Source organism: Bacillus sp. AFS040349 (assembly GCF_002577655.1).
Lineage (GTDB): Bacteria > Bacillota > Bacilli > Bacillales > Bacillaceae > Metabacillus.
The window spans coordinates 1-25,124 of the sequence record NZ_NUMC01000013.1 but is presented as its reverse complement, the minus strand read 5'-3'; the positions used below and the strand labels follow the sequence as shown (position 1 = coordinate 25,124).

Annotated in this window: 22 protein-coding genes; 18 read left to right on the top strand and 4 right to left on the bottom strand. The window is 36.2% G+C overall.

Annotated elements, in window-relative coordinates; genetic code table 11:
• The 9 genes from COD11_RS03440 (at position 1) to COD11_RS03400 (ending at position 8,517) form a co-directional block, all read left to right on the top strand.
• The gene (locus COD11_RS03440) at positions 1–1,032 is read left to right on the top strand and encodes a hypothetical protein (RefSeq protein WP_098795355.1); all 1,032 of its coding nucleotides are present in this window, start codon (positions 1–3) and stop codon (positions 1,030–1,032) included.
• Positions 1,033–1,114: 82 nt separating this feature from the next.
• Entirely contained in the window at positions 1,115–2,719 is a 1,605-nt protein-coding gene (locus tag COD11_RS03435; RefSeq protein WP_231309191.1) for an ABC transporter substrate-binding protein, read from the top strand.
• A gap of 82 nt (positions 2,720–2,801) precedes the next feature.
• Entirely contained in the window at positions 2,802–3,749 is a 948-nt protein-coding gene (locus COD11_RS03430) for an ABC transporter permease (protein ID WP_098795354.1), read from the top strand.
• A 12-nt stretch (positions 3,750–3,761) separates the two neighbouring features.
• Positions 3,762–4,673 (top strand): ABC transporter permease, encoded by a 912-nt coding sequence (locus COD11_RS03425; RefSeq protein WP_098795353.1) that lies wholly within the window; start codon positions 3,762–3,764, stop codon positions 4,671–4,673.
• A gap of 30 nt (positions 4,674–4,703) precedes the next feature.
• Entirely contained in the window at positions 4,704–5,588 is an 885-nt protein-coding gene (locus COD11_RS03420) for a DUF1028 domain-containing protein (protein ID WP_098795375.1), read from the top strand.
• Between the two features lie 5 nt (positions 5,589–5,593).
• Positions 5,594–6,580: an ABC transporter ATP-binding protein gene (locus COD11_RS03415; RefSeq protein WP_098795352.1), complete on the top strand. Its 987-nt coding sequence runs from the start codon at positions 5,594–5,596 to the stop codon at positions 6,578–6,580.
• On the top strand, positions 6,580–7,542 hold the full coding sequence (locus tag COD11_RS03410; protein WP_098795351.1) for an ABC transporter ATP-binding protein: 963 nt from the start codon (positions 6,580–6,582) through the stop codon (positions 7,540–7,542). Before COD11_RS03415 ends, COD11_RS03410 begins: the two co-directional genes overlap by 1 nt.
• Before the next feature lie 171 nt (positions 7,543–7,713).
• Positions 7,714–8,205: a DUF2798 domain-containing protein gene (locus COD11_RS03405; protein ID WP_098795350.1), complete on the top strand. Its 492-nt coding sequence runs from the start codon at positions 7,714–7,716 to the stop codon at positions 8,203–8,205.
• A 114-nt stretch (positions 8,206–8,319) separates the two neighbouring features.
• Positions 8,320–8,517, top strand: coding sequence for a cupin domain-containing protein (locus COD11_RS03400; RefSeq protein ID WP_098795349.1), 198 nt, complete (start codon positions 8,320–8,322; stop codon positions 8,515–8,517).
• 101 nt (positions 8,518–8,618) lie between these two features.
• On the opposite strand, the gene COD11_RS03395 is transcribed toward COD11_RS03400, so the two are convergent.
• The gene (locus tag COD11_RS03395) at positions 8,619–9,506 is read right to left on the bottom strand and encodes a LysR family transcriptional regulator (RefSeq protein WP_098795348.1); all 888 of its coding nucleotides are present in this window, start codon (positions 9,504–9,506) and stop codon (positions 8,619–8,621) included.
• Between the two features lie 140 nt (positions 9,507–9,646).
• Here COD11_RS03395 and COD11_RS03390 point away from each other — a divergent pair, with 140 nt between their 5' ends.
• Genes COD11_RS03390 through COD11_RS03380 form a run of 3 tightly spaced genes read left to right on the top strand, consistent with a single transcriptional unit; the run spans position 9,647 to position 12,224 of the window.
• The gene (locus COD11_RS03390) at positions 9,647–10,834 is read left to right on the top strand and encodes an acetyl-CoA C-acetyltransferase (RefSeq protein WP_098795347.1); all 1,188 of its coding nucleotides are present in this window, start codon (positions 9,647–9,649) and stop codon (positions 10,832–10,834) included.
• A gap of 18 nt (positions 10,835–10,852) precedes the next feature.
• Positions 10,853–11,542 (top strand): CoA transferase subunit A, encoded by a 690-nt coding sequence (locus tag COD11_RS03385; protein WP_098795346.1) that lies wholly within the window; start codon positions 10,853–10,855, stop codon positions 11,540–11,542.
• Positions 11,543–11,567: 25 nt separating this feature from the next.
• Entirely contained in the window at positions 11,568–12,224 is a 657-nt protein-coding gene (locus tag COD11_RS03380; RefSeq protein ID WP_098795345.1) for a CoA transferase subunit B, read from the top strand.
• A gap of 79 nt (positions 12,225–12,303) precedes the next feature.
• Here COD11_RS03380 and aguA read toward each other — a convergent pair whose 3' ends face one another.
• A complete protein-coding gene (gene aguA / locus COD11_RS03375; protein WP_098795344.1) occupies positions 12,304–13,401 on the bottom strand; it encodes an agmatine deiminase in 1,098 nt (365 codons plus the stop codon).
• Between the two features lie 112 nt (positions 13,402–13,513).
• Complete coding sequence (locus COD11_RS03370; protein WP_098795343.1) at positions 13,514–14,914, bottom strand: sigma-54 interaction domain-containing protein; 1,401 nt, start codon at positions 14,912–14,914, stop codon at positions 13,514–13,516.
• 185 nt (positions 14,915–15,099) lie between these two features.
• On the opposite strand from COD11_RS03370, the gene COD11_RS03365 reads away from it, so the two are divergent.
• The 5 genes from COD11_RS03365 to rpoN all read left to right on the top strand — a co-directional run bounded on the left by COD11_RS03365 (position 15,100) and on the right by rpoN (position 22,147).
• Entirely contained in the window at positions 15,100–16,338 is a 1,239-nt protein-coding gene (locus COD11_RS03365) for a M20 family metallo-hydrolase (RefSeq protein ID WP_098795342.1), read from the top strand.
• Positions 16,339–16,358: 20 nt separating this feature from the next.
• A complete protein-coding gene (locus COD11_RS03360) occupies positions 16,359–17,747 on the top strand; it encodes an aminotransferase family protein (protein ID WP_098795341.1) in 1,389 nt (462 codons plus the stop codon).
• A 20-nt stretch (positions 17,748–17,767) separates the two neighbouring features.
• Positions 17,768–19,237 carry an aldehyde dehydrogenase family protein gene (locus COD11_RS03355; RefSeq protein WP_098795340.1) on the top strand — a complete coding sequence of 490 codons (1,470 nt, stop codon included), beginning with the start codon at positions 17,768–17,770 and terminating at the stop codon, positions 19,235–19,237.
• A gap of 109 nt (positions 19,238–19,346) precedes the next feature.
• Positions 19,347–20,696 (top strand): APC family permease, encoded by a 1,350-nt coding sequence (locus COD11_RS03350; protein WP_255301525.1) that lies wholly within the window; start codon positions 19,347–19,349, stop codon positions 20,694–20,696.
• A 104-nt stretch (positions 20,697–20,800) separates the two neighbouring features.
• A complete protein-coding gene (gene rpoN, locus COD11_RS03345; RefSeq protein ID WP_255301524.1) occupies positions 20,801–22,147 on the top strand; it encodes an RNA polymerase factor sigma-54 in 1,347 nt (448 codons plus the stop codon).
• A 19-nt stretch (positions 22,148–22,166) separates the two neighbouring features.
• Here rpoN and COD11_RS03340 read toward each other — a convergent pair whose 3' ends face one another.
• On the bottom strand, positions 22,167–23,585 hold the full coding sequence (locus COD11_RS03340; RefSeq protein WP_098795339.1) for a sigma-54 interaction domain-containing protein: 1,419 nt from the start codon (positions 23,583–23,585) through the stop codon (positions 22,167–22,169).
• A gap of 211 nt (positions 23,586–23,796) precedes the next feature.
• On the opposite strand from COD11_RS03340, the gene COD11_RS03335 reads away from it, so the two are divergent.
• The coding region (locus COD11_RS03335) for an aminotransferase family protein (RefSeq protein WP_141549642.1) at positions 23,797–25,124 on the top strand (1,328 nt) is incomplete at its 3' end.

Below are 25,124 nucleotides of genomic sequence, written 5' to 3'. Positions count from 1 at the left end.
ATGGAACATCATAAACCAAAAAGCATTACGTTTTTAATTGGTGGTGGGGCCTCGGTTAGTCTTATTTTTCTAACAGGAGAAATGGTAATAAGCTATGGAGCTTTAGTCGGTTTAAGTTTAGTATCAGCATTTATTATTATTTGCACGTTATTTATTCCATTTTTAAAAAAGCAAGAAATAAGAGAGTCTTGGTTAAGAAGAGTTATTCACTCTTTCCATTTTATTGAAATTTTGTTATTGCATATTTTTATTGCTTCTACTATTCTAGTTTCTGTATTTCATTTTCATGTTCTTATAGCCATTATCACTAGTCTTCTGTTAACTACATTGTTAGTCATTTTAACAAGGTATTCTTCGTACATGCCGTCTATTTTCATGATCATTAATTTAACTTTTTTATTCAGTTTAGCCATCTTCTTAACAAATTATATTTATCTACAAGAAGGTCTAGAGACGGTCTATCATAATTTACTTCATTATCATCCAGAGGTTTTACATATCTATTATGATAATCAAAGTCTTGTTTATTGGTTAACTTTACTTGTCATTTTTACGAAATTATATATTCAATTACCAACCTTTGAACAGTTTTCAAAGTCAATAGTTGGGAATGGGATAAGTCGTTTATTTGTTGGCGCAATTATTTATGTGACTCTTATTTTATCCTTTTCTACAATGACAATTGTCGCAATCACCCAAAATTTGCCCTCAGAGAATGTAAACGAGCTTCTTATCCTTTTAATTGAAGAAAAATCTGATTCATTTATTTTTCTAACTATTATGTTGACATTTTATATGCTTTCACTCATATCGAATGCAATAAAGTATAACGAGTATAAAGAAAAGTATGGAGAAGCTAAGAAATTAACTTTTATTATTTTGGGAGTTGCAACTATCTTAGTAGTCTATTTATTATTTCAGTACCAAATAAGTTTTCTATTGTTTTATGTCTACTCTTCATTGTTTATCTTTGTTCTTATCCTGTTAAAAGGTTGTACTTCAATTATTTTTAAAATAAGTAACAATATTTAAAAAAGTCAGAAAAATATTGAAAAAATATTTTTCTGACTTTTTTTATAATGAAATTGTACCAATATTAAAGGGGGTTAAAATATTGATAAACAAAAGAAATAGTATTCTCGCTTTGTTGTTAGTATGTGTGCTTATGATTAGTGCATGTTCTTCACAAACAACAAACGAGGAAGGCGAAGCAACAAATGAGGGTGGAAGTAAGTCGATTGTTGTTGGATTAGAGGCAGAGCCAACAACACTGGATGCCCATCAAATGTCAGACTATAACTCTAGTAGAACTGCGATGGAAATTTATGACCAACTTGTTCAATTTAAAGATGAAAGCACTGAGCTTGAACCAGATCTAGCTGAGAAATGGGATGTGTCAGATGATGGATTGGAATATACGTTTTACCTAAAACAAGACGTAAAATTCCATGATGGCACACCATTTAATGCTGAAGCTGTTAAGTTCAGTTTTGAAAGACAAATTGATCCAAACCATCCGTTCCATAATACAGGGCAATATGCGTATGCAGAATTTACGTTTGGAACAGTTGATAAAATTGAAGTGGTAGATGAATTTACAGTAAAACTTACATTAAAAGAACCATTTGCTCCATTTTTAAGCAACTTAGCTATGCATGCAGCTAGTATTGTAAGTCCAACAGCTGTTGAGAAATATGGTGCTGATTTCACAAAAAATCCGGTTGGTACAGGTCCATTTAAATTTGTAAGCTGGGATCCAGGTATTGAAGTAGTTTTAGAGAAAAATACGGATTATTTTAAAGGTGAACCAAATGTAGATCAGTTAATTTTTAAACCGATAACTGAAGCACAAACTCGTTTGGCAGAGCTTGAAGCAGGAAACATTGATATGATTGTGAACGTTCCGCCGGATGATTTAGAGCGTCTTAAGAGTGATGAAAACTTACAAGTTATCGAGCAAGCAGGCATGCATACTTGGTGGACAGCGTTTAATACACAAAAAGAACCATTTAATAATGTGAAAGTTCGTCAAGCTGTTAACTATGCAATTAACAAAGAAGCGATTGTGGATGGAATTCTTCAAGGAACAGGTGAATTAGCTAATACACCGTTACCACCGACAATCTGGGGTCATAATCCGAATGTAGAAAATTATGAATACGATCCTGAGAAAGCAAAAGAACTATTAGCTGAAGCTGGCTATGCAGATGGATTTGACGTAACATACTGGGTTCCTGAATCTGGTTCTGGTATGCAACAACCTCAAGCGATGGCAGCTGCTATCCAAGCGGACCTTAAAGAAGTAGGCATTAATGTTGAAATTCAAACATTAGAGTGGGGAGCTTATTTAGATAAGGTTTTCCTTCCACCTGATCAAAATGATATGGATATGCATCAAATGTCATGGGTTGGAGATAATGGAGATCCTGATAACTTCTTATACATTCTTTTAAGTAGTGAACAATGGCCAACAGCCGGCTTTAACGATTCCTACTACAAAAATGATAAAGTAGATGAATTGTTGGCAAAAGCACGTGTAACGAAGGATAAAGGTGAACGTACAACAATGTATGAAGAAGCACAAAAACTGATTATGGAAGATGCTCCATTAGTTGTGTTAGATCATGAAAAACAAATCATTGTTGCGAACAACAGAGTAAAAGACTTTGCTCTTCACCCAACAGGTGTGTTCCGCTTTTCAGGAGTAAAGGTGGAGTAGATAGTACGTCTAAAGGGGAGCTTGTCTCCTCTTTGGTTTTTGAATGGATGAATAAAGAAGTGTTTTGAAAGAGGTGGTTAACATGGCTTCATATATCATTAAAAGGTTGGTTAGTTTAGTGCCGGTTCTGATTGGTGTGACGATTTTAGTATTTTCGATCATGCATCTATCACCAGGGGATCCAGCGAAAATCATGTTAGGTCCAAAAGCAACGGAGGAATCAATTAAAGCACTAAATGCTCAATTAGGTCTCGATCAGCCTTTATATGTTCAATACTTTTCTTGGATCGGAAATGTGTTAACTGGTGATTGGGGAAGATCATTGCAAATGAAGATGGAAGTACTACCACTTGTCATGGATCGCTTCAATGCTACGTTGATTCTCACATTTTTTAGTGCCATTTTAGCAGCTGTCATTGGAATTGGTGTAGGTATTGTATCTGCTTACAGAAAATATTCGTGGATTGACAGAGGTCTTATGTTGTTTGTTTTATTCGGGTTCTGTTTACCTGTGTTTTGGCTTGGACTTATCTTACAAATTATCTTTGGCCTCAAATTAAATATCCTTCCAATGTCCGGCATGTACTCTCCGGGTACAACAGGATTTGCTGATCTTTTCATGCATATTATCCTACCATCTTTAGCGTTATCAGCGGGGGCAGGTGCAGTCATAGCTAGGATGACTCGTTCAAGCATGTTAGAGGTGTTTGAGCAGGACTATATCCGAACTGCCCGTTCAAAAGGAATTACAGAAAGAAAAGTCGTGTATGTTCATGCCTTGAAAAATGCTTTTATTCCAGTGTTAACAGTCTTAGGTATGCAAATCGGCTATTTATTAGCTGGAGCTGTATTGGTCGAGATGGTTTTCTCGTGGCCGGGAATAGGGACATTAATGATTAATGGAATTTTAGCACGAGACTTTCCTTTAGTTCAGGGGATTATCCTTTTTGTGGCATCAACTTATGTGTTAATTAACTTAATTGTCGATATTTTATATGCATTATTAGACCCAAGGATTTCTTATCGTTAGGTGGTGTGAAAGATGGAACCAGTAGTTAATCACGAACAACTTCCTCCTTATCAAAAGATAGAAGAGGAAAAGTCAAAAAAGGCTAAGGGGCCTTGGCAGATTGCAATCAAAAAACTATCAAGAGATAAGGCTGCGGTAACAGGGTTAATAATATTAGCTGTTATTGCAATACTTCTACTTGCAGCCCCGATTCTTCCTATTCAAGATCCTGATGAGGTGAACTTAGGTAATCGTCTCCAGCCGATAGGGACGGCAGGAAATATTTTAGGAACAGATGATTTAGGAAGGGACTTGTTAAGCCGATTAATTTGGGGAGGAAGAGTATCGGTCGCAATTGGATTTATTGCTGTTGCGATTGCTTTGTTCTTTGGAACAATTCTAGGCTTAATTGCAGGATATTTTCAACGTTTTTTTGATGGGGTCATTATGAGGTTTATGGATATCTTAATGGCATTTCCTTATGTTTTATTGGCTATTGCAATTATTGCAGCTTTAGGACCTGGTTTATTAAATACGATGATTGCCGTTAGTATCGTAGGTATTCCTTATTACGCGCGAATCGTTAGAGGGAGTGCCCTTATGTATCGAAATATGGAATTTGTGTTAGTAGAACGTGCGTTAGGAGCAGGGCATGGTCATATTATTTTTCATCATATCTTACCGAACTGTCTGCCACCATTAATTGTTGCAGCTAGCTTAGATATAGGATGGATGATTCTCGCTGCTTCAGGTATGAGCTTTTTAGGATTAGGTGCACAGCCGCCTATGTCTGAATGGGGAGTTATGCTAAGTGAGGGTCAAAAATTTATTCGTGTTGCCCCACATGTGAGCTTGCTACCGGGATTCGCGATATTTTTAGTTGTTCTTTCACTTAATTTAGTCGGAGATGGATTACGTGATGCACTTGATCCAAAATCAAAATAAGAAAAAAAGGATGATGATGACATGAAAAAGATGAATAAAATTCCACGTGATTTTGTAAATACATTTTCTATTGTAGGATATGATCCGGCTACAAAAGAACATGGCGTAGCCGTTGCTTCAAAGTTTCTTTCTGTTGGATCATTAGCTCCTTATGCCAAAGCTGGAGTTGGGGCAGTTGCCACTCAATCGTGGGTAAATGTGGATTATGGAATAAAAGGACTTCAGTTAATGGAAAGTGGATTAAGTGCAGAAGAAGCATTACATGTAGTAACAAAAGGTGATGAAAAGTTAAGCGTTAGACAGGTAGGGTTTGTTGATGCTAATGGGAAAAGTGCAACATTCACAGGTGAAGAATGCTTTAATTGGGCAGGCGGGATTGCTGGAGAGAACTTTGCATGTCAAGGAAACATATTAGTTGATGAGAATACAGTAAAGGCAATGAGTGAAACATTTCAGAAAACAGAAGGGACACTTGCAACTAGGCTAGTAAAAGCTTTGCTTGCTGGAGAAGAAGCAGGCGGTGACAGTCGTGGTAAACAATCAGCATCACTATTAGTTGTAAAAGAAAATGGCGGATATGGTGGTTATACTGATCGTTATATAGATTTACGTGTTGATGATCATCAGGAGCCTGTTGTAGAACTGCAAAGACAATTACAGTTACATCAATTATATTTTGAAAGAACGTTAGCTGAGGATGTTGTACCTGTAGAAGGTGAGCTTAAGAAACAACTTGCTGTAAAATTGTGTAAACTTGACTATTTAAAATCAGATGATGCTACCGAGGAGGAGCTATTTGAGGCCCTTTATTCCTTCCATCTTATTGAAAACTTTGATGAAAGAGTGCAGGAAAAAGGATTTGTCGATTTAAAAGTAGTTGAGTTTATTAATGAATTCGCGGAGCGAGAGGACTGATAGAAATGACAGCTCTCTTAGAGGTAAAAGATTTAGAAGTCCGTTTTAAAAAGGACCGCAAATATGTGTCAACGATTAATGGAGTCAGCTTCAATGTAATGCTGGGTGAAACTGTTGGGATTGTTGGAGAATCAGGATGCGGTAAAAGTGTTACTTCTCTTTCAGTGATGGGTTTATTACCAAAGGAATATAGTCAATTGGGTGAAAATAGCAGCATCGAATTTAATGGAAAAAGAATAAATGGGATTTCTGATTTAGACTATCAACGAATAAGAGGAAATGAAATCGCGATGATTTTTCAAGACCCAATGTCTTCTTTGAACCCGGTACTAACAATTGGCTATCAAATGGTCGAAATGATTCGCAACCATACAGATTTAAATAAGAAACAAGCAAAAGCTAGAGCGGCAGAAATGCTTGAAAAGGTTGGGATTCCAAGAGCAAATCAAATCTTAAATGAGTATCCGCATCAGCTTTCTGGTGGGATGAGACAGCGGGTTATGATTGCGATGGCTCTTTCTTGTAATCCAAAATTACTTATCGCAGATGAACCAACAACGGCCCTTGATGTAACTATACAGGCGCAAATTCTCGACTTAATGAAAACACTTCAAAAGGAATTTAGTACAGCAATCATGCTTATTACGCATGATTTAGGGGTTGTAGCAGAAGTGTGTGATAGAGTCATTGTTATGTATGCTGGTAGAGTTGTTGAGGAAGCAACAGTGGCTGAAATCTTTAATAACCCAAAGCATCCTTATACGAAAGGACTATTAGAGTCAATTCCTAGTTTATCGGATGAAAAAGACCGTTTACATGCAATTCCAGGTTCTGTCCCATTGCCTGAAGAAATGCCAGCAGGCTGTCGATTTGCGCCAAGATGTGTACATGCAACAGAGTCTTGTTATCAGTTGATTCCACCAAGACTAAAAATATCTGACAATCAATATACAAGTTGTTGGCTTTACAGTGAGGATGGTGGCGTAGGATAATGGAAGAGTTATTAACAGTAAAAAATCTAAAAAAATACTTTCCTATTAAAAAAGGAATTTTTAGTAGAGAAGCTGGCAGTGTAAAGGCTGTTGATGATGTAACCTTCTCATTATTTGAGGGTGAAACATTAGGTCTTGTAGGGGAAAGTGGGTGCGGCAAGTCTACATTAGGTAGAACTGTTCTTCAATTGTTTAAGCCTACCGAGGGAGAGGTTCTTTATAAAGGTAATAACATATCAAACATGTCTTTTAAAGAATTAAGACCATACAGAAAAGATATGCAAATGATCTTTCAAGATCCTTATTCTTCTTTAAATTCACGAAAAACAATCAAAAGTATTTTGATGGAACCATACCAAATCCATTCATTGTATACAAATAAAGATCGTGAAGAAAGGGCAGATGAAATGCTAGAGAAGGTTGGCTTAAATCGATTGTTTGCCAATCGATATCCACATGAATTTAGTGGTGGTCAGCGTCAGCGGATAGGGATTGCAAGAGCCTTAATGCTAGAGCCGGATCTAATTATTGCAGATGAACCTGTTTCAGCATTAGATGTTTCTGTTCAGGCACAGGTATTAAACTTAATGCGTGACCTTCAAGAGGAGTTTAAGTTGACCTATTTATTTATTGCTCATGATCTAAGTGTTGTAAAGCATTTTAGTACAAGAGTTGGGGTCATGTATCTTGGCAGAATGGTAGAGCTATCCGATAAAGAAAACTTATATAAAGAACCTCTGCATCCTTATACCCAGGCTTTGTTATCAGCAGTTCCTGTCCCTAAAGTAGGTGGAGCAAGAGAGAGAATTATTTTAAAGGGTGACGTTCCTAGTCCAGATAATCCGCCGAGTGGCTGTGCTTTTCATACAAGATGTGCACAGTGTATGCAAGTTTGTAAGGAAGAACGACCACTACTGAAGGAAGTGGCAAAGGGAAGGTATGTGGCTTGTCATCTTTATTAAATAAATTCTTCAAATATTAAGTAAAAAGGCTTCAATTCCAACTAGGGGTTGAAGCCTTTTTATTTCTTTTGTGCTCAAAATAAATTTTATTATTCACAAAATGTTCACTTACGAGGAAATTTTATAATCGATATACTTACAAAAGCACAAACAACAGGAAGGATGAGTAATTTGCCAACAACAAAAAAAGAAGGTATTTATTTTGGTTTGATGATGTGTACCGGTATGGTCATTGTGATGGGGTTTTATAATATGATTCTTACTGGAATGCTTGGAGAAATTACATTTATTGAAGGACTTGTTCAACTTTTAAGTGCATTTATTGTAGCATTATTGCTTGATTTATTTTTAGTTGGTCCTTATGCGAAAAAGATTGCCCTATCATTACCATTTGATAAGTCTAAGAAAGTTTATATGATCCTGTCTATTTCATTCTTTATGGTGCTAGGTATGGTCATTTTTATGTCACTTTATGGAGTCATTGCTGCTTACTTATCTAATGGGCTATCAACAGATTCTTTTTTACAAAGTTACCTGTCTACAGCAGCTAAAAACTTTGCTTTAGCATTTCCACTACAGCTTATTGTAATGGGGCCACTTGTTCGATTTTTGTTTATGAAGTTTGTTAAAGGTGAAACAAGAAACATAGTGGAGTCAGTGTAAATTAAATGGCTCATAAAACAGGTTGCGCATGAAAGAGCTCCTGTTTTTATGTTTAAGGTCAAATGATCTGATATGATTATTGTGATAAAATTAGTGTTTTTAGAGGTGTATCATATGAACCATGACCAGTTAGATCAATATCTTCGCAAGCTTGATGAGATTGAAAAAATTCAAATTCTAACGAATGAAAACATTAACGACTTTGATGGCAGGGAGGAGCTAGTGGTCAAAGATGGTCAATCGATTCCACGTTTGGATGAAAAGTATTTTTTTGATAAAGGTCCTATTTTAATAAGTAAACACCATCGATAAGCCGACCTGCCTTTACATATGCCACATTTATTGAAATGAATTATGTGTAATCTGGTGAGTGCCACAGGAAGAGGGAGATCCAAAATCCCAAAGGTACCCTTCTATGAATCAGCTAATAAATCTTCAGTGATAAACTCCAAAAGCGCCCTCACAGCATACGACTGATACCGATCTATTTTCGTAATAATCCCAAGCTCCCACATTGGTGGAGAGGCTAAGGGAATCATCTTAATAGCCTGCTGATCCATTTTTTCATAAATGGATTTTGGTAGAAGTGTAATACCTAATTCAGCTCCAACGAGTTCTGTGATTAAGTCCCATTGCGAGCTTTCATAAACGATATTTGGATGAAAGCCAGTTTCCTTGCAATGTTTAATAATGAGCTCATGTAATGCAAATTCTCTATTAAATAAAATAAAGTTTTCTTCGGCTAATTGGTGAAGTTTAACTTCATTTGAGTTTGCCAATGTGTGAGATTGGTTGGTATAGAGCATAAATTCTTCATTAATAAACGGTGTGATATTGAACTTACGATCTTCTGTTGGTAGGACGATCATTCCCACATCAACTTGTCCTTCATCGACTAAGTGTTCAATTCTTTTTGCGCCGAGTTCAATTAATTCTAAAGATACCTCAGGATAGAGCTCTCTGAATTTCTTTGCAATAGTAGGAAAGAAGAGAGTTCCGATTAATGGAGGAATTCCTATTTTTATTTGTCCAGTTGGCAGATTCATTAAATCATCTAATAATCTAGAAAGCTCGTCTGTGCTTCCTAAAATTTTAAGAGCTTGTTTATAAACAATTTCCCCAGCATCAGTTAGCATCAGCTTACGAGTTGACCGTTCAAATAATTCTACCTTTAGTTCTGATTCCAGTTTTTTGATAGATTTACTTAAGGTAGGTTGTGAAATATAGGTGTTTACCGCTGCTTTGGTAAAGCTTCCGTAGTTTGCGACTTCTGTAAAATAACGAAGATCTTTTAATTCCAAACGTATCACCTTTTTATTCTGATTTGTAATAAATTTTATAACTATTATTCATTTTACTCATAAGTGAGATTGCTGTAAATTAATAAGTAAATATAGAACAAAGCTTCAGAATAAACTCTTATTAAGGGAGGAACTTGAAGATGAGTCAAGATGAGGTTGTGATTGTAAGCGCTTTAAGAACGCCGATTGGGCAGTTTGGCGGTAGCTTAAAAAACATAAGTGCTGTTCAATTAGGTTCCATTGTTATTAAAGCGGTGATGGAAAGAGCAGGAATTAAAGGAGATATGTTAGATGAAGTGATCATGGGGAATGTGCTTCAAGCCGGACTTGGTCAAAATCCAGCTAGGCAAGCTGCGATAGGAGCAGGGTTGCCACAACATGTTTCCAGTTTCACGATTAATAAAGTGTGTGGCTCGGGATTAAAGGCCGTTCACTTGGCCTCACAGGCAATTTTGACAGGAGACGCCGAAATCGTCATTGCAGGTGGAATGGAAAATATGAGCCAAGCGCCTTACCTTACAATGGGAGCAAGAGAAGGATACAAAATGGGTGATCAAAAGCTGATCGATAGTATGATTCATGATGGATTATGGTGTGCATTTAACGACTATCATATGGGAATGACAGCAGAAAATATTTGTGATCAATACGAATTAACACGTCAGGAACAAGATGAATTTGCTGCATGGAGTCAGGAAAAAGCAGAAAAGGCTTTGAATGAAGGAAAATTTAAAGATGAAATCGTGCCGGTTACGATCCCGCAACGCAAAGGGGAACCCCTTCTATTTGATAAGGATGAATATGTTAAGCCTGGGACAACTGTTGAAAAGCTGGAGAAGTTAAGGCCTGCATTTAAAAAGGATGGCAGAGTAACAGCTGGTAATGCTTCAGGAATTAATGATGGTGCTGCTGCAGTTCTAATGATGAGTGCGCGCAAGGCTGAAGAGCTTGGTATAAAGCCTTTAGCAGCGATTAAAGCAAATGCGAGCGCTGCTGTTGATCCAAGTATTATGGGAATTGGTCCCGTTCCAGCAACAAAGAAAGCATTGGAGAAAGCTAGATTAAGTGTTGAAGATTTAGATCTTATTGAAGCAAATGAAGCCTTTGCAGCACAATCGTTAGCAGTAGGAAAAGATCTTCAATTTTCAAAAGATATATTAAATGTAAATGGAGGAGCCATTGCATTAGGGCATCCAATTGGAGCAAGTGGAACAAGAGTATTAACTACACTTATTCACGAATTGAAGCGTCGCAATGCTAGATATGGATTAGCAACATTATGTATTGGTGGCGGTCAAGGCGTTTCAACGATTATTGAAGCCTATTAAGAGAGAGGGGTATGGAAGATGAAGAAAATATTTACAAGCTTTGAAGAAGCTGTTGCAGAAATTAAGGATGGAATGACATTAATGGTCGGTGGTTTTGGATTAGTTGGAATTCCTGAAAATCTTATTAAAGCTCTTCGTGATAAAAATGTAAAAGATTTAACGGTCATTTCAAATAACTGTGGTGTAGATGATTGGGGACTAGGTTTACTACTAAATAATAAACAAATTAAAAAGATGGTATCTTCTTATGTTGGAGAAAATAAAGAGTTTGAAAGACAAGTATTAAGCGGAGAATTAGAAGTTCAACTTACCCCTCAAGGATCGTTAGCAGAGAAAATTCGTGCAGGTGGAGCAGGAATCCCAGCATTCTATACTCCAGCTGGTGTAGGAACACCGATTGCAGAAGGAAGAGAAACGAGAGAATTTAATGGGAAAGAATATTTATTAGAAGAGGCTCTTACTGCTGACTTTAGTTTAATAAAAGCTTGGAAAGCTGATAAATTAGGAAATGTTATTTACCGAAAAACGGCCCAAAACTTTAATCCAATTATGGCTGCTGCAGGAAAAGTAACCATTGTAGAGGTCGAAGAAATTGTTGAAGTAGGTGAGCTTGATCCAGATGCTATCCATACGCCAAGTATTTATGTTCAAGGACTTATTGTTGGAAAACATGAAAAACGAATTGAGCGTTTAACTGTTCGATCTTAATAGAATAATAGAGGAGGGGAATAGTATGACAAATGTACGTGTGAAAATTGCACAAAGAGCTGAAAAAGAAATTCAAGACGGTTTTTATGTGAATTTAGGAATAGGAATGCCAACAATGGTTGCGAACTATCTTTCTGAAAATAAAAATGTTGTCCTTCAATCTGAAAATGGATTATTAGGGATTGGACCATACCCAACTGAAGAAGAGGTAGATCCGGATTTAATCAATGCGGGAAAAGAAACTGTTACAGCCATTAAAGGGGCTAGCTTCTTCAGTAATGCAGAGTCATTCGCGATGATTCGTGGAGGCCATATTGATGTTGCTATTTTAGGTGGAATGGAAGTATCTGAAAATGGTGATCTAGCAAACTGGATGATTCCAGGCAAAATGATTAAAGGCATGGGCGGTGCAATGGATTTAGTTCATGGTGCTAAAAAGATTATCGTTATTATGGAGCATGTGAACAAAGCCGGCCAACCTAAAATATTAAAACAATGTACCTTGCCGTTAACAGGGCAAGGTGTTGTAGACCGAATAATCACAGACAGGGCTGTTATTGATGTAAAAGAGGATGGGTTACATTTAGTTGAAGTGGCTAAAGGATATAGTGTTCAAGATATTGTTGATTCGACTGAAGCAGAGTTAAAGATTTCTGAGAAGGTTTTGTGTGATGTTTTTTGATTTTTACTAGAAAGAAAAACCCGGGTAGAAGTTGTTGTTAAGGCTTTCTATCCGGGTTTTCATATCAGGAATTTTAAATTTAAGGTAATGGCTGTTGTTGTGTTATACAGTGAATATTGCCTCCAGCTACAGATATTTCTCGAGTGTTTACAGGAACGATTTCTCGATCAGGAAACATTTTTTTGAAAGCTTCGATGGCAACCGAATCTTGAGGATCATCAAATACAGGTAGGATCACACCACCATTGCATAAATAACAATTAATATAAGTGGAGATGAATGTTACATCAGTTGAGCGACGGAAGCTGTTATGAGCAAAGTCAATTTCTTCACTTTCAGATGGTGTTAATAGGATTTGGTCAGGAAGATGAATTTTATGAATTTTTAACTTTCTTCCCTTTGCATCTGTTGCAGCACTTAATATGTCATAGGCTTCTTTTAAGACCTTATACTGTGAATGATTTTGGTCGTCAGTCCATCCAATTGCCACCTCACCAGGTCGGATAAAAAAGACAATTTCATCTACGTGTCCATCAGTTTCATCACCAACTAACCCATCTTTAAGCCAAATTACTTTTTCTATATTTAAGTAATCATCTAGTTTCTTTTCGATTTCTTCCTTTGAAAGTGAGGGGTTACGGTTTGAGTTTAATAGACATTGTTCTGTTGTAATTAATGTACCTTCACCGTCAACTGTAATGGCGCCACCTTCAAGGATTAGTTCGGAAGCGTCATATCTTTTTAACTGTTCAATTTCAAGCACTTTCTTCTTAACATGTAAATCTAAATGCCATGGAAAATATAGTCCTTCTTCAAGACCACCCCAAGCGTTGAATCCCCAGTCAATCCCGCGGACTTCACCTTTATCATTTTTTACAAATGTAGGGCCCATGTCTCTCATCCAAGCATCATTAGAGGACAATTCTATGACTCTAATGTTTTCTGGTAGCTTGGCACGGGCGTTTTCAAATTGATCAGAGGATACGCACATTGTAACGGGTTCAAATCTTGAAATTGCTTTTGCTACTTCAACAAATACTCGTTGCGCTGGTTTTGCACCTGCTCTCCACGTATCAGTTCGTGTAGGCCAGAGCATCCAAGTTCCTTTATGAGGCTCAAATTCTCCCGGCATTCTAAATCCATCTTTTTTTGGTGTGCTAGTAATCTGTACAACCATCTATGATCCTCCTAATCTTTGAATAAATAAAAGTGTATTTTAATGAAAAAATTTTAGCTATTAATAAATTGAATTCATAATTAGTTATGCAATAAGTGTGCCAATTCTCAAACTAGAAGTTATGTATTTCATATTTTTTTATTCTTCTTGTGATGGATGATTGTGTAATCCCTAGTGCAGTAGCAGCTTTTCTCGCAGTACCATGCTCAATTAATGCATGTTGAATCATTTCCTTTTCAATGTTTTCTATATACTCTGTTAGGCTTAGGTGATTTAACTGTAATGTTGTGGTTTTTTTAGTGGTCGTTTCGCTGGTCGCTATTGCTTTTTTGTGAATATTTTCTGGTAGGTCTTCTAACGTGATACGGTTGTTATAGGCTGTAATGACTAATCTCTCAACTGTATTTTCTAGTTCTCTAATATTTCCAGGCCATTCATAATGCTGTAACTGTTCTAATGTTTCTTTGTTAAAAGCGACATTTCGGTTATATTTGTGGTTGAATTTTTCTAGGTAGTGGTAAAGAAGAGGAAGAATGTCGTCTTTTCGGTCTTTAATAGAAGGTATTTCAATTGTGATAACATTTAGGCGGTAAAACAAATCCTCTCTAAACTTCTTTTGTTTCACCATTAATTGTAGATTTTGGTTTGTTGCTGCTATGATTCTGATATCTGCTCTTTTTTCCTCCGTACTTCCAATCGGAATGTATGTTTTATTTTGTAGTAATTGCAATAATTTCGGTTGAAGATGAAGAGGTAACTCCCCAATTTCATCTAAAAACAGTGTACCTCCGTTCGCTTTTTCAACTAATCCTTGTTTTCCTTTGGCGTTAGCTCCTGTAAAAGCTCCTTTCGTATAGCCGAATAATTCTGATTCAACTAATGTTTCTGGTATTGCACTACAATTTATTTTTACAAATGGTTTATCAGATCTTTGACTTTTTAAGTGAAGCTCCTCTGCTGAAAAGCTTTTTCCAACACCAGACTCTCCCGTTAACAAAACCGTTGCATCGAAGCTTGCCACTCTGTTAATTAACTCAATCATCTCAACATGTTTTTTACTTTTACCTATGATCTTTTTGTTGTCTGTTTCTTTGTATTGAGATAATTTCATTTCCTGAATTTGCTCCCAGTACTGTCTTACTAATGCTTCTGTTTTTTCTAGTTTTAGTGATGCTTTTACGGTTTCTGTCACATCTTTAACATGAACAACTACGTGTTCAGTTCCTTCTATGTTTATTAAATAGCCTGTTGCGAGGTATTGTCTTCCTTTTGAGGTTTGTACCTTTGTTGTTGTTTTTCTTGTTTTTAAAACTATTTTTGTGACAGATGGAGTAAATACCCCCATAGCTTCTAAATCTTCGACGGTTTTTCCAATAATGTTTTCCCGACTTAATCCTAGCTGCTTTGTGCTTGTGTTATTAAGCCATTTTGCAATTCCATTATGATCAGCTATAAAAATACCATCATTAAGATGATTAAGAACAGCTGTGAAAAATTCAGTATGTAAACTCATGCGCCATCTCCTTTTGAGTCGATATCGAATCGATTAATCGAAATCGATTCAACTTTGAAGCGGAATCGATTCATTTGCGTGTCAATATTATCATTATTCAGAAAATTTGTCTATTTAAGCTCTATTTAACATCATTTTTCATTTGGCATAGATCTTGCACCTAATAAAAGAGAGGAGGGGAAGAAGTGGAAACAACTAAACTAAGTATTAATAGAACTAGACTTCTAGAAACAATTAATATTAGTTCAAAAATTGGGGCGATAGATAATGGAGGCCTGAATCGACTAGCTCTTACACATGAAGATAAATTGATGAGGAATCAATTTTGCGAGTGGCTGAAGGCAGAAAATCTTGATGTAAGAGTGGATGATTTCGGAAACATATATGGACGAAGATACGGTAGAAAAAACAACGAACCTGCAATAGCCATAGGGTCACATCTTGATACACAACCTTGTGGTGGCCGTTATGATGGAATACTCGGTGTTTTGAGCTCATTAGAAGTGATTCGTGTACTAAATGAGCATGGAATCGAAACGGATTATCCAATTGAAATTATTAATTTTACAAATGAAGAAGGGGCAAGATTTTCGCCACCGATGCTAGGATCAGGTGGGGTTGCCGGAGTATTTACAAAAGATTTTATTTATAACTTAAAAGATACAAATGGAAAAACATTCGAAGAAGCTCTTAAGGAAATTGGATATATGGGCGATGAGGAAAATCGGATTAAATCAGTGAGAAATTTCATTGAGCTTCATATTGAACAAGGACCTATTTTAGAAAGAGAGAATAAAACGATCGGAATTGTTGAGGGAATTCAAGGGATGAGTTGGTTAACAGTTAAAGTGATTGGAGAAAGCAATCATGCAGGACCAACTCCTATGGAAAATCGGAAGGATCCTTTAGTGATTTCATCTAAAATGATCACACGTATTAATGAACTTACTCGTGAGATTGAGGGCTTAAAAACAACGGTAGGAAAGTTGAATGTTAGCCCCAATGTTGCAAATGTTATTCCTGGTGAAGTTGAATTTACGGTTGACATCAGACACCGAGATGATGAGACGAGAAATGACGCAATCGAAAGATTAAAAGAACAATTAAGTACAATAGCTTTTTTACATCAAGTGGAGTTAACCATTCAAACTCCTTGGGATTCAAATGCTGTTACGTTTTCACCGCTTATAACAGATGTTATTTCTGAAACTGCTGAAAAGTTGAACTTCTCATTTAAAAGATTGTACAGCGGTCCAGGACATGATGCTAAATATATGAGTTATTTAGGTGATACTGGGATGATCTTTTTACCGAGTATAAATGGAATTAGTCATAATGTGTTAGAGAAAACATTGGACGATGATATTGAAAAGGGAGCTAATCTTCTTTTATCAGTTATTCTGAATCTATCAACTGAAAATTAATAAGTTGGGAGCGAATGAACATGACATTTAAACAAGAGGAATTACTAACAAAAACAAATTTTGATGAGCTAAGTAATTTAGATAAAAAACATATTATCCACCCTGTGGCTGTGCCAAAGGTTCATGCGTCAGTAGGACCAAAAATTATTTTTTCTGAAGGAAAAGGTGTTTATGTAAAAGACGTTCATAATCGTTCCTATATTGATGGAGTTTCAATGTTATGGAATGTCAATGTAGGTCACGGAAGAAAAGAATTAGCAGATGTAGCACATGAGCAAATGATGAAAATGGCGTATAGCTCAACTTTTTATGGATATGGAAATGAGCCGGCTATCCGTTTAGCAGAGAAAATAGCCTCCATCACTCCTGGTGATTTAAATACAATTTTTTATACGTCCGGAGGATCTGAATCAAACGATACAGCTTTTAAACTATCACGTTTTTATTGGGAACAAAAAGGTTTTAAAAATAAAAGAAAAATTATTTCATTAAGACGAGGATATCACGGTGTTACAGTTTCAGCACAAAGGGCAACGGGCATTGATGCGTTTAGAAATTTTTCTGGCTCATTAGATCCTGATATTTTAAATGCTAAAGCTCATTTAACAGAATGTGAACTTGGAGACAAATCTCACCCTGAGTTTTCTGGATGTATCAGAAGCTTGATTGAGAGTGAAGGTGCAGAACATGTTGCGGCTGTAATCCTTGAGCCTATACAAGGTGCTGGTGGCGTTCATCTACCTCCAGAAGGATATTTGAAAGCCGTTAGGAAGCTTTGTGATGAATTAAATATTTTACTAATAGCAGATGAAGTAATCTGTGGTTTTGGTAGAACAGGAGAGTTATTTGGAGTAAATAATTGGGAAGTAGTTCCTGATCTAATGAGTATTGCCAAAGGAATTACGAGTGGATATGCACACCTTGGTGGTGTTGTAATGAATGATCGAGTTGCAAATGTGATTAAAGATTACGATGATGTTCTTCCACATGGATTTACGTATAGTGGCCACCCAACTGCTTGTGCTGTAGGACTTAAGAATATCGAAATTATTGAGAATGAAAGATTGGTTGAAAATGCACAGCAAATGGGCATTGAACTAGAAAAAGGTTTTCACTATTTAAATGAAAAACATGAGATTTTCACAAATCAAAGAAATGTTGGACTATTAGCTGGTTTTGATTTAATGAAAAATCCAGATCACAATATCCCTTTTGAGCAGTCCACACAAGCAGCCGTTTCAGTTGTTGATGAGTGTTATAAACGAGGACTATTGATAAGATGCTTTGATTTTGAGCCAGGGATGAATATTATCGCGGTTGCGCCTCCACTAACTATTACGAAACTGGAGATTGAAAAGACCATTTCTATTTTGGATGATGCTCTAGCATCTTTTTCACAAAAATTATGATCTAACTAGGAGGTTTTGAAGTGATTCAACTTCATCCAGAAGTTATTACCTTTTTACAAGGACCTAAACAATTATTTATTAATGGAGAATGGAAAGATTCAGTGGAAGGGAGAACCTTTGAGACAATCAATCCTGCTACAGAAGAAATTCTTGCTGAGGTTTATGAAGCGGGGCCATATGACGTTGACTTGGCTGTAGAAGCTGCTGCCGAAGCATTTGAAAATGGTGCATGGCCTAAGATTAGTTCTTATGAACGTTCAAAATTAATGAATAAGCTAGCTGATCTAATGGAACGTGATATTGAAATACTAGCTCAATTAGATACGCTAGATAATGGTAAGTCAATCAATGAAATGTTATCTGCTGATTTACCAAATGCAATCGAAAATTTAAGGTACTTTGCTGGTTGGACAAATAAAAATTACGGTGAAACGATTCCTGTTTCCGGAGAATTTTTTAACTATACTAGACACGAAGCAGTTGGAGTTGTAGGGCAAATTATTCCTTGGAATTTTCCGATCATGATGGCACTATGGAAGATAGCTCCTGCTCTTGCAACTGGTTGTACCATTGTTCTTAAACCTGCTGAGCAAACCCCGCTTTCGGCTATTTATCTTGGGAAGCTAATAGAGGAGGCTGGTTTTCCTAAAGGTGTTATTAACATTATTAATGGCTTCGGAAAAATTGCTGGTGAGGCGTTAGTTCGTCATCCCAAAGTGAATAAAATTGCGTTCACAGGCTCTACACCTGTTGGTCAAAGAATCATGAAGATCGCTGCTGACACATTAAAGCGCGTTACGTTAGAGCTTGGTGGGAAATCCCCAAATATCATCTTACCTGATGCTGATTTAGATAAAGCGATACCAGGAGTGTTTTCGGGTATTATGGTCAATCAAGGTCAGGTTTGTTGTGCAGGATCAAGAGTTTTTATTCCGAGGCATATGTACAAAGAGGTAACTGATAAATTAGTAGATTATGCAAATGGGGTTACATTAGGAAATGGGTTAGATGAATCAACAACAATGGGACCATTAGTTTCTAAAAGACAGCAAGAAATCGTCACTTCTTATATTCAAAAGGGATTGGAAGAAGGAGCACATTTATTAGTAGGAGGTCAAACATTAGATTCTGGTTATTATGTTACCCCTACCGTGTTTACTGAGGTTGAGGATCATATGGCAATTGCGAAAGAGGAGATTTTTGGACCAGTTGTTGTCGCGATGCCTTATGATGATATAGAAGAAGTAATAAAAAGAGCAAATGCTTCTTCATACGGTTTAGCAGCGGGAATTTGGACTGAAAATGTTAAATATGCTCATAAAGTAGCAAATCGATTAAAAGCAGGTACTGTATGGGTGAATTGTTATAATATAACAAACGCAGCAGTTCCATTCGGAGGTTATAAGGAATCTGGATTTGGTAGAGAAATGGGTTCATATGCTCTTTCTAATTATACAGAAGTTAAGAGTGTTTGGATTAATCTTGAATAAGTAAGAATGTTCCCGCCGTTTAGGCGGGAAACTATTAATTGTGTACTTTTAACATAGAGAATCGGTAACTTGCTAGAGAAGAAAACATAGTAGGAAGGGTGTTTTTAAATTGGATGTAAAAGAAAATAGTGGTCAACTTCGAAGACAATTGAAATTAATACATGTGATCGCAATCGGGATTGCCTATATGTCTCCATTTGCTGTTTTTGATACATTTGGAATTGCTTCGGATGCATCCGGAGGGTATGTCCCAGCTTCATATTTAGTTGTTTTTACTGCCATTCTATTTACGGCTCTAAGTTATGGTAAATTAGTAAAAATGTTCCCAATATCAGGTTCTGTTTATACTTATACCAGAAAAATTATGAACCCATACATTGGAGTCCTTGTGGGCTGGGTGACATTTATTGCCTATCTCGCATTGCCGATGATTAATGCATTGTTAGCAAATATTTATTTGTCATCTGGATTTCCAAATATTCCAGAAGCAGTTTGGGTGATCGGTTTAATTGCTGTTATTACGATTTTTAATATTTTTGGAGTGAAAATTACAGCATCTATTAATATATTGCTTGTTATTTTTCAATTTTTAGTTGGGACCATTTTTATTTATTTAAATATTAGAACAATTAATAGTGATGGAGCTCATCAATTTATTACACTACAATCCCTATTTCCTGCAAACATGGAAATGTCACCATTACTTGCTGGGGCTGCTTTACTAGCACTATCTTTTATCGGATTTGATGCAATCACAACTCTCTCAGAAGAAACGGTTAATCCAAGAAAAAATATTCCGAAAGCGATCTTAATCGTTGCTACTATAGGCGGGGTGTTTTTCTTTACAGTTACTTACTTTATGCAATCACTTTTTCCTGATGTTTCGGTATTTCAAGATATTGAAGGTGCTTCACCTGAAATCGCCTATATAATAGGAGGGAATTTCTTTTTATCACTTTTCATTAGTGGGGCATTAGTTTCGGTATTTGCATCAGGATTAGCGGCTCAATTAAGTGCATCACGTTTATTATTTGCGATGGGAAGAGACAAGGTGATTCCTAAATCTTTCTTTGGATATGTTTCTCCAAAACAAAACACACCTATACTAAATATTATTCTAGTAGGTATTCTAGCGTTGTCTGCATTATTTTTAGATTTAGAAACAGCAACCTCTTTAATTAACTTCGGAGCTTTTACCGCTTTTTCGTTTGTTAATTTATGTGTCATTATCTCGTTTTTAAAAACAAAACAAGCACGTACAGCTAGTAACATAATAAGTAATATCATTGCACCTTGTTTAGGTTTAATTTTTATTATTTATCTTTGGATCAATTTAGATCTTTTCTCCATCATCATAGGATTAATATGGACAGGACTTGGCATCATTTATTTAGCCTTTACAACAAATTTATTTAAAAGTCCGCCACCTGAAATTAAGTTTGAAGAACTTGATATGTAATTAGATATTATAAAAAACATGGTTAGATCTTCTTACAACATTCCTGTTTTTTCATGTGAGGATCGTTACAATGAACTCATCTTAAAGTAAAACGGGTGAGTATCATGCAAATGAGTGCAGGACTTTTTCAACAACAAGTAACAAGTTTAACGATGACTCAAGGGCTGGCACAAGCAATTTCACTGCTGCAATTCTCGACGGCAGAACTAACAGATTTTATTCAAGAAAAGTCATTGGAAAATCCCTTACTTGAAATGGAAGATCATGACCCGAAGGATATTATTGTGGATCGCGATTTTACAAGAAACACAACGTTTCGTTATGAAGAGCAAGATAAACAACTATCTCCCCTTGATTTTCTAACTAGGAAAGGAGAGAGCCTTCGAGAACATCTCATTCGTCAATTAAGGCTTCTGAATCTAAGTGAGCATATAAAGAAGCAGGTACAATATTTTATTTATCATGTAAATGAAAATGGTTATTTAACGGAAGATGTGGAGGAGCTTTGTTTAGACTTAAAGATAACGTCAACAGAAGGGAGAGAAATATTATCTCTACTTCAAAGCTTAGAGCCTGTTGGTGTGGGAGCCCGTAATCTTCAGGAATGTTTATTGTTGCAACTGAAAAGAAGTCCAGAAAAAAATGAACTTGCTGAAATGATTGTTGCCGAATACATGGAGGATTTTGCTAATAAAAGATGGAAGATTATCTCAAACAAACGATCAATCTCTTTGGAAGAGATCCAAAAAGTTCATGATGTTATCCAGCAATTACAGCCAAGACCAGGAAGCTCTTTTAGCCATGATGTTCCAGAGTATATTGCTGCTGATGTTTCGGTGATTGAGGTGGATGGAGAATTGGTGGTTTCGGTAAATGATGAGCTGATTCCAAAGATACAATTTCAAGCACAATATAAATCTTTGTTAAAAGATAAAGAAATAAATTCATATATAAAAGAAAAATATCATGAGCTGCAATGGCTAATTAAAAGTGTTAATCACAGACAGTTAACACTGTACCGTGTTGCTAAAGCAATTGTAGAAAAACAAAGAGACTTTTTTTATAAAGGCTCAGAATCCCTAAAGCCTCTAAGCTTAAAAGACATTGCAGAGGAATTGGAAGTGCACGAATCAACGGTAAGCCGGATCACATCCAATAAATATATGGAAACACCACAAGGAATTTTTGAATTAAAGCATTTCTTTACTCATTCACTCTATACTAGTAGTTCTACTGCTGGTAGTACAACTGCTTCACATATTAAAAAAATGATGAAACAAGTGATTGATCAAGAAAATAAATTAAAGCCATTATCAGATCAAAAGATTGTACACATCCTTGCAGAAGAACATTCGATTGAGCTTTCGAGAAGAGTGATTGCAAAATATCGAGATGAACTAAATATTCCTTCTTCATCTAAGCGAAAAAGATTTGCTGAAGGAGTTGGATAATTAAGAAGAACGGAGGGAGCTATTTCCTTCGTTCTTCTTTCATATTTATAGAGTATTGTTTTAGTTTCCGAACAATGGAAGGCTGACTGATTCCAAGATATTCAGCCATTTCGTAAGTTGTTTTACAGCGTTCCATCGCTTTATATAGCAATCTTTTTTCTACCTGTTCAACAGCTTCTTTTAAGTTATGCCCTTCATCGATATGGTGGTCAATAAATGGTAGTATTGCAGATTCGGATAGATGTTCTTTTTTAATGGTAGCTGGTAAATGTTCAGGGTAAATGATTTCTTCATCAGTTGTAAGCATAACCCGTTCTAATATATTTTCCAACTCACGAACATTTCCCGGCCAATCATATTGGGTAAATAAGTCGTACGTTGTTGAATGTAGTTTCTTTGATAGTTGGTATTTTTCATTAATACTTTTAACATAATGTTGAAGTAAAATCGGTATATCTTCTTTTCTCTCACGTAAAGGAGGAATATGAAGCGGAATAATATTAACTCGATAAAATAAGTCTAAACGGAATTCTCCTTTTTCAACCATGGACTCAATGTCTTGGTTTGTCGCAGCAATTAAGCGGAAATTGATGTGTCTCTCCTCTTTTCCTCCAACTCTCATCACTTTTTTCTCCTGCAGAACGCGTAGTAGCTTTGCTTGGACACTTAAAGGCAATTCTCCAATTTCATCTAAGAAAAGTGTGCCATCTTTTGCTTGCTCAATTAGTCCTTGTTTTCCTTGTTTATTTGCACCTGTAAAAGAGCCGGACTCATAGCCGAACATTTCTGATTCGAACAATGTTTCAGGAATTGTACTGCAGTTTACTTCTATAAATGGTTCATCTTTTCTAGCACTGTTAGCATGCAACATCCTGGCAAACGTACTTTTTCCTACACCTGAAGGTCCTAAAAGAAGAACAGTTGCATCTGTTTTTGATACACGATAAATGGTTTTAACAATTTGCTCAATAGATTGACTGCGAAATAAAATTCCATATTGTTCAGCATCTTTTTCACGAAGCTCCTCGACCTCGGTTTGATAGCTAACGAGCTTTCTTTGTAATCTCTCATACTCTTCCTGTAGATTCATAATTTCTGTTTGATCTTGGCTATAGCTAATGACGCACATTATGTTACCTTGCTCGTTGAAAATGGGAAAACCTGTAGCCATAACCACTTTGCCCGTTTTGGTATGTTGTAAAATTTGAGAAGTTTTCTTATTTTCTAAAACCATCGCATGAATAGAAGGAGATAAAATGCCTTCTTTTTGAAGCTGATATACAGACTTTCCAAGGTATTGATCAGCTTTAATTCCATAGATTGACCAATGATTGGGATTAGACCGTAGAATAACTCCCTGATGATCTGTAATCGTAATATTGTTGTTGGAAGTTTCGATAATTTTATCTAACACCATATTGAGTATGTGCTTTTCCATACATCCTCCAAGATTTTGATTCATTTATGAATTAAAATGTTTAGTTGATTTGAATGTAAATCGATTTTAGCATATTTGATTTAAAAATGAATCAAAATGATTGAAACTATCTTATTAAATCAAGGGAGGAAGTTGGCACGGAACTTGCAATATAGTAAAGAAATAATAGATTTTATTAAAGGAGTTGTTAGTCGTGATTGATACAAACAAAATGGAAGAATTAGCGGAATTAGATAAGAAACATTTTTTACATCCAACTTCACCGATCGGACAGCAGCAAAAAGAAGGTCCATCGTTTATTTTTACAGAAGGTAACGGAGTTTTTCTAACAGATATGAAGGGAAACAAGCTAATAGATGGAATGTCTTCTTTATGGAATGTGAATATCGGGCACGGCCGTGAGGAAATTAGTGAAGTAGCGAAGGAGCAAATGAAAAAATTAGCTTTTAGCTCTTGTTTTGCAACTTTCAGTAATGAGCCGGCCATTCGTCTAGCAGCTAAACTGGCTGAGATTGCACCAGGAAACTTATCAACCACATTCTTCACATCAGGTGGATCGGAATCAAATGATACGGCTTATAAGCTTGCTCGTCATTATTGGGTGTTAAAAGGTAAGCCGAATAAACAAAAAATAATTTCTCGAACAAAGTCATACCATGGAGTATCAATGGGGGCTACAAGTGCAACAGGTTTAAAACCGTTTCGTGATTTTACAACATCAATTGCTCCCGATTTTCATTATGTTGATCATTTTTCAACAAAATCATTACGAAGCTTAATTGAACAAGAAGGACCTGAAACAGTTGCAGCATTTATTGCTGAGCCAGTTCAGGGAGCTGGTGGAGTTCACATTGCTCCAGATGGATACTTCCAAGAAGTTCGTGAAATTTGTGATGAATACGATATTCTTTTTATCACTGACGAAGTTATTACAGGATTTGGCCGTACTGGAACATATTTTGGTATCGATCATTATGGCGTAACACCTGATATGATGTGTTTTGCAAAAGGGGTAACAAGCGGATATGCTCAATTAGGTGGGGTTATGATTTCCGAGACATTACACAAGGAATTTAAAGAATTATCGACAGGAACATTGCTTCATGGCTATACGTACAGTGGTCACGCAATGGCTTGTGCTGTTGCACTTAAAAATATCGAGATTATTGAGCGAGAAAATTTGGTTGAAAATGCAGCAGTAATGGGGCAAGAAATGCTACAAGGCTTTCAATCGTTACAGGAAAAGCATAGCATGATTGGTGAAGTTCGAGCGCTAGGCTTAATGGGGGCTATTGAAATTGTAAAAGATAAGCAAACTAACGAACGCTTTGAGACACCATTAGCACCTCAACTTGTTAATGAAGCAGCGAAAAGAGGACTCATACTTCGATCTGTTGTGTTTGATGGTCAAGATACACTTGTTTTTGCCCCACCACTAATCATGACAAAAGAGGATATTACATCCCTCATTTCCATCCTAGACGAAACGTTTACGTCAGTGACAAAGGATGCTGTAAAACGGGTAGTGTCAAAAGATTT

Coding starts and splice junctions, on each gene's coding strand:
- COD11_RS03425 (WP_098795353.1), top strand. CDS start 3,762: ATGGAACCAGTAGTTAATCACGAACAACTTCCTCCTTATCAAAAGATA.
- aguA (WP_098795344.1), bottom strand. CDS start 13,401: ATGGTTGTACAGATTACTAGCACACCAAAAAAAGATGGATTTAGAATG.
- COD11_RS03440 (WP_098795355.1), top strand. CDS start 1: ATGGAACATCATAAACCAAAAAGCATTACGTTTTTAATTGGTGGTGGG.
- COD11_RS03370 (WP_098795343.1), bottom strand. CDS start 14,914: ATGAGTTTACATACTGAATTTTTCACAGCTGTTCTTAATCATCTTAAT.
- COD11_RS03400 (WP_098795349.1), top strand. CDS start 8,320: ATGAACCATGACCAGTTAGATCAATATCTTCGCAAGCTTGATGAGATT.
- COD11_RS03385 (WP_098795346.1), top strand. CDS start 10,853: ATGAAGAAAATATTTACAAGCTTTGAAGAAGCTGTTGCAGAAATTAAG.
- COD11_RS03420 (WP_098795375.1), top strand. CDS start 4,704: ATGAATAAAATTCCACGTGATTTTGTAAATACATTTTCTATTGTAGGA.
- COD11_RS03430 (WP_098795354.1), top strand. CDS start 2,802: ATGGCTTCATATATCATTAAAAGGTTGGTTAGTTTAGTGCCGGTTCTG.
- COD11_RS03380 (WP_098795345.1), top strand. CDS start 11,568: ATGACAAATGTACGTGTGAAAATTGCACAAAGAGCTGAAAAAGAAATT.
- COD11_RS03340 (WP_098795339.1), bottom strand. CDS start 23,585: ATGGAAAAGCACATACTCAATATGGTGTTAGATAAAATTATCGAAACT.
- rpoN (WP_255301524.1), top strand. CDS start 20,801: ATGCAAATGAGTGCAGGACTTTTTCAACAACAAGTAACAAGTTTAACG.
- COD11_RS03410 (WP_098795351.1), top strand. CDS start 6,580: ATGGAAGAGTTATTAACAGTAAAAAATCTAAAAAAATACTTTCCTATT.
- COD11_RS03390 (WP_098795347.1), top strand. CDS start 9,647: ATGAGTCAAGATGAGGTTGTGATTGTAAGCGCTTTAAGAACGCCGATT.
- COD11_RS03360 (WP_098795341.1), top strand. CDS start 16,359: ATGACATTTAAACAAGAGGAATTACTAACAAAAACAAATTTTGATGAG.
- COD11_RS03415 (WP_098795352.1), top strand. CDS start 5,594: ATGACAGCTCTCTTAGAGGTAAAAGATTTAGAAGTCCGTTTTAAAAAG.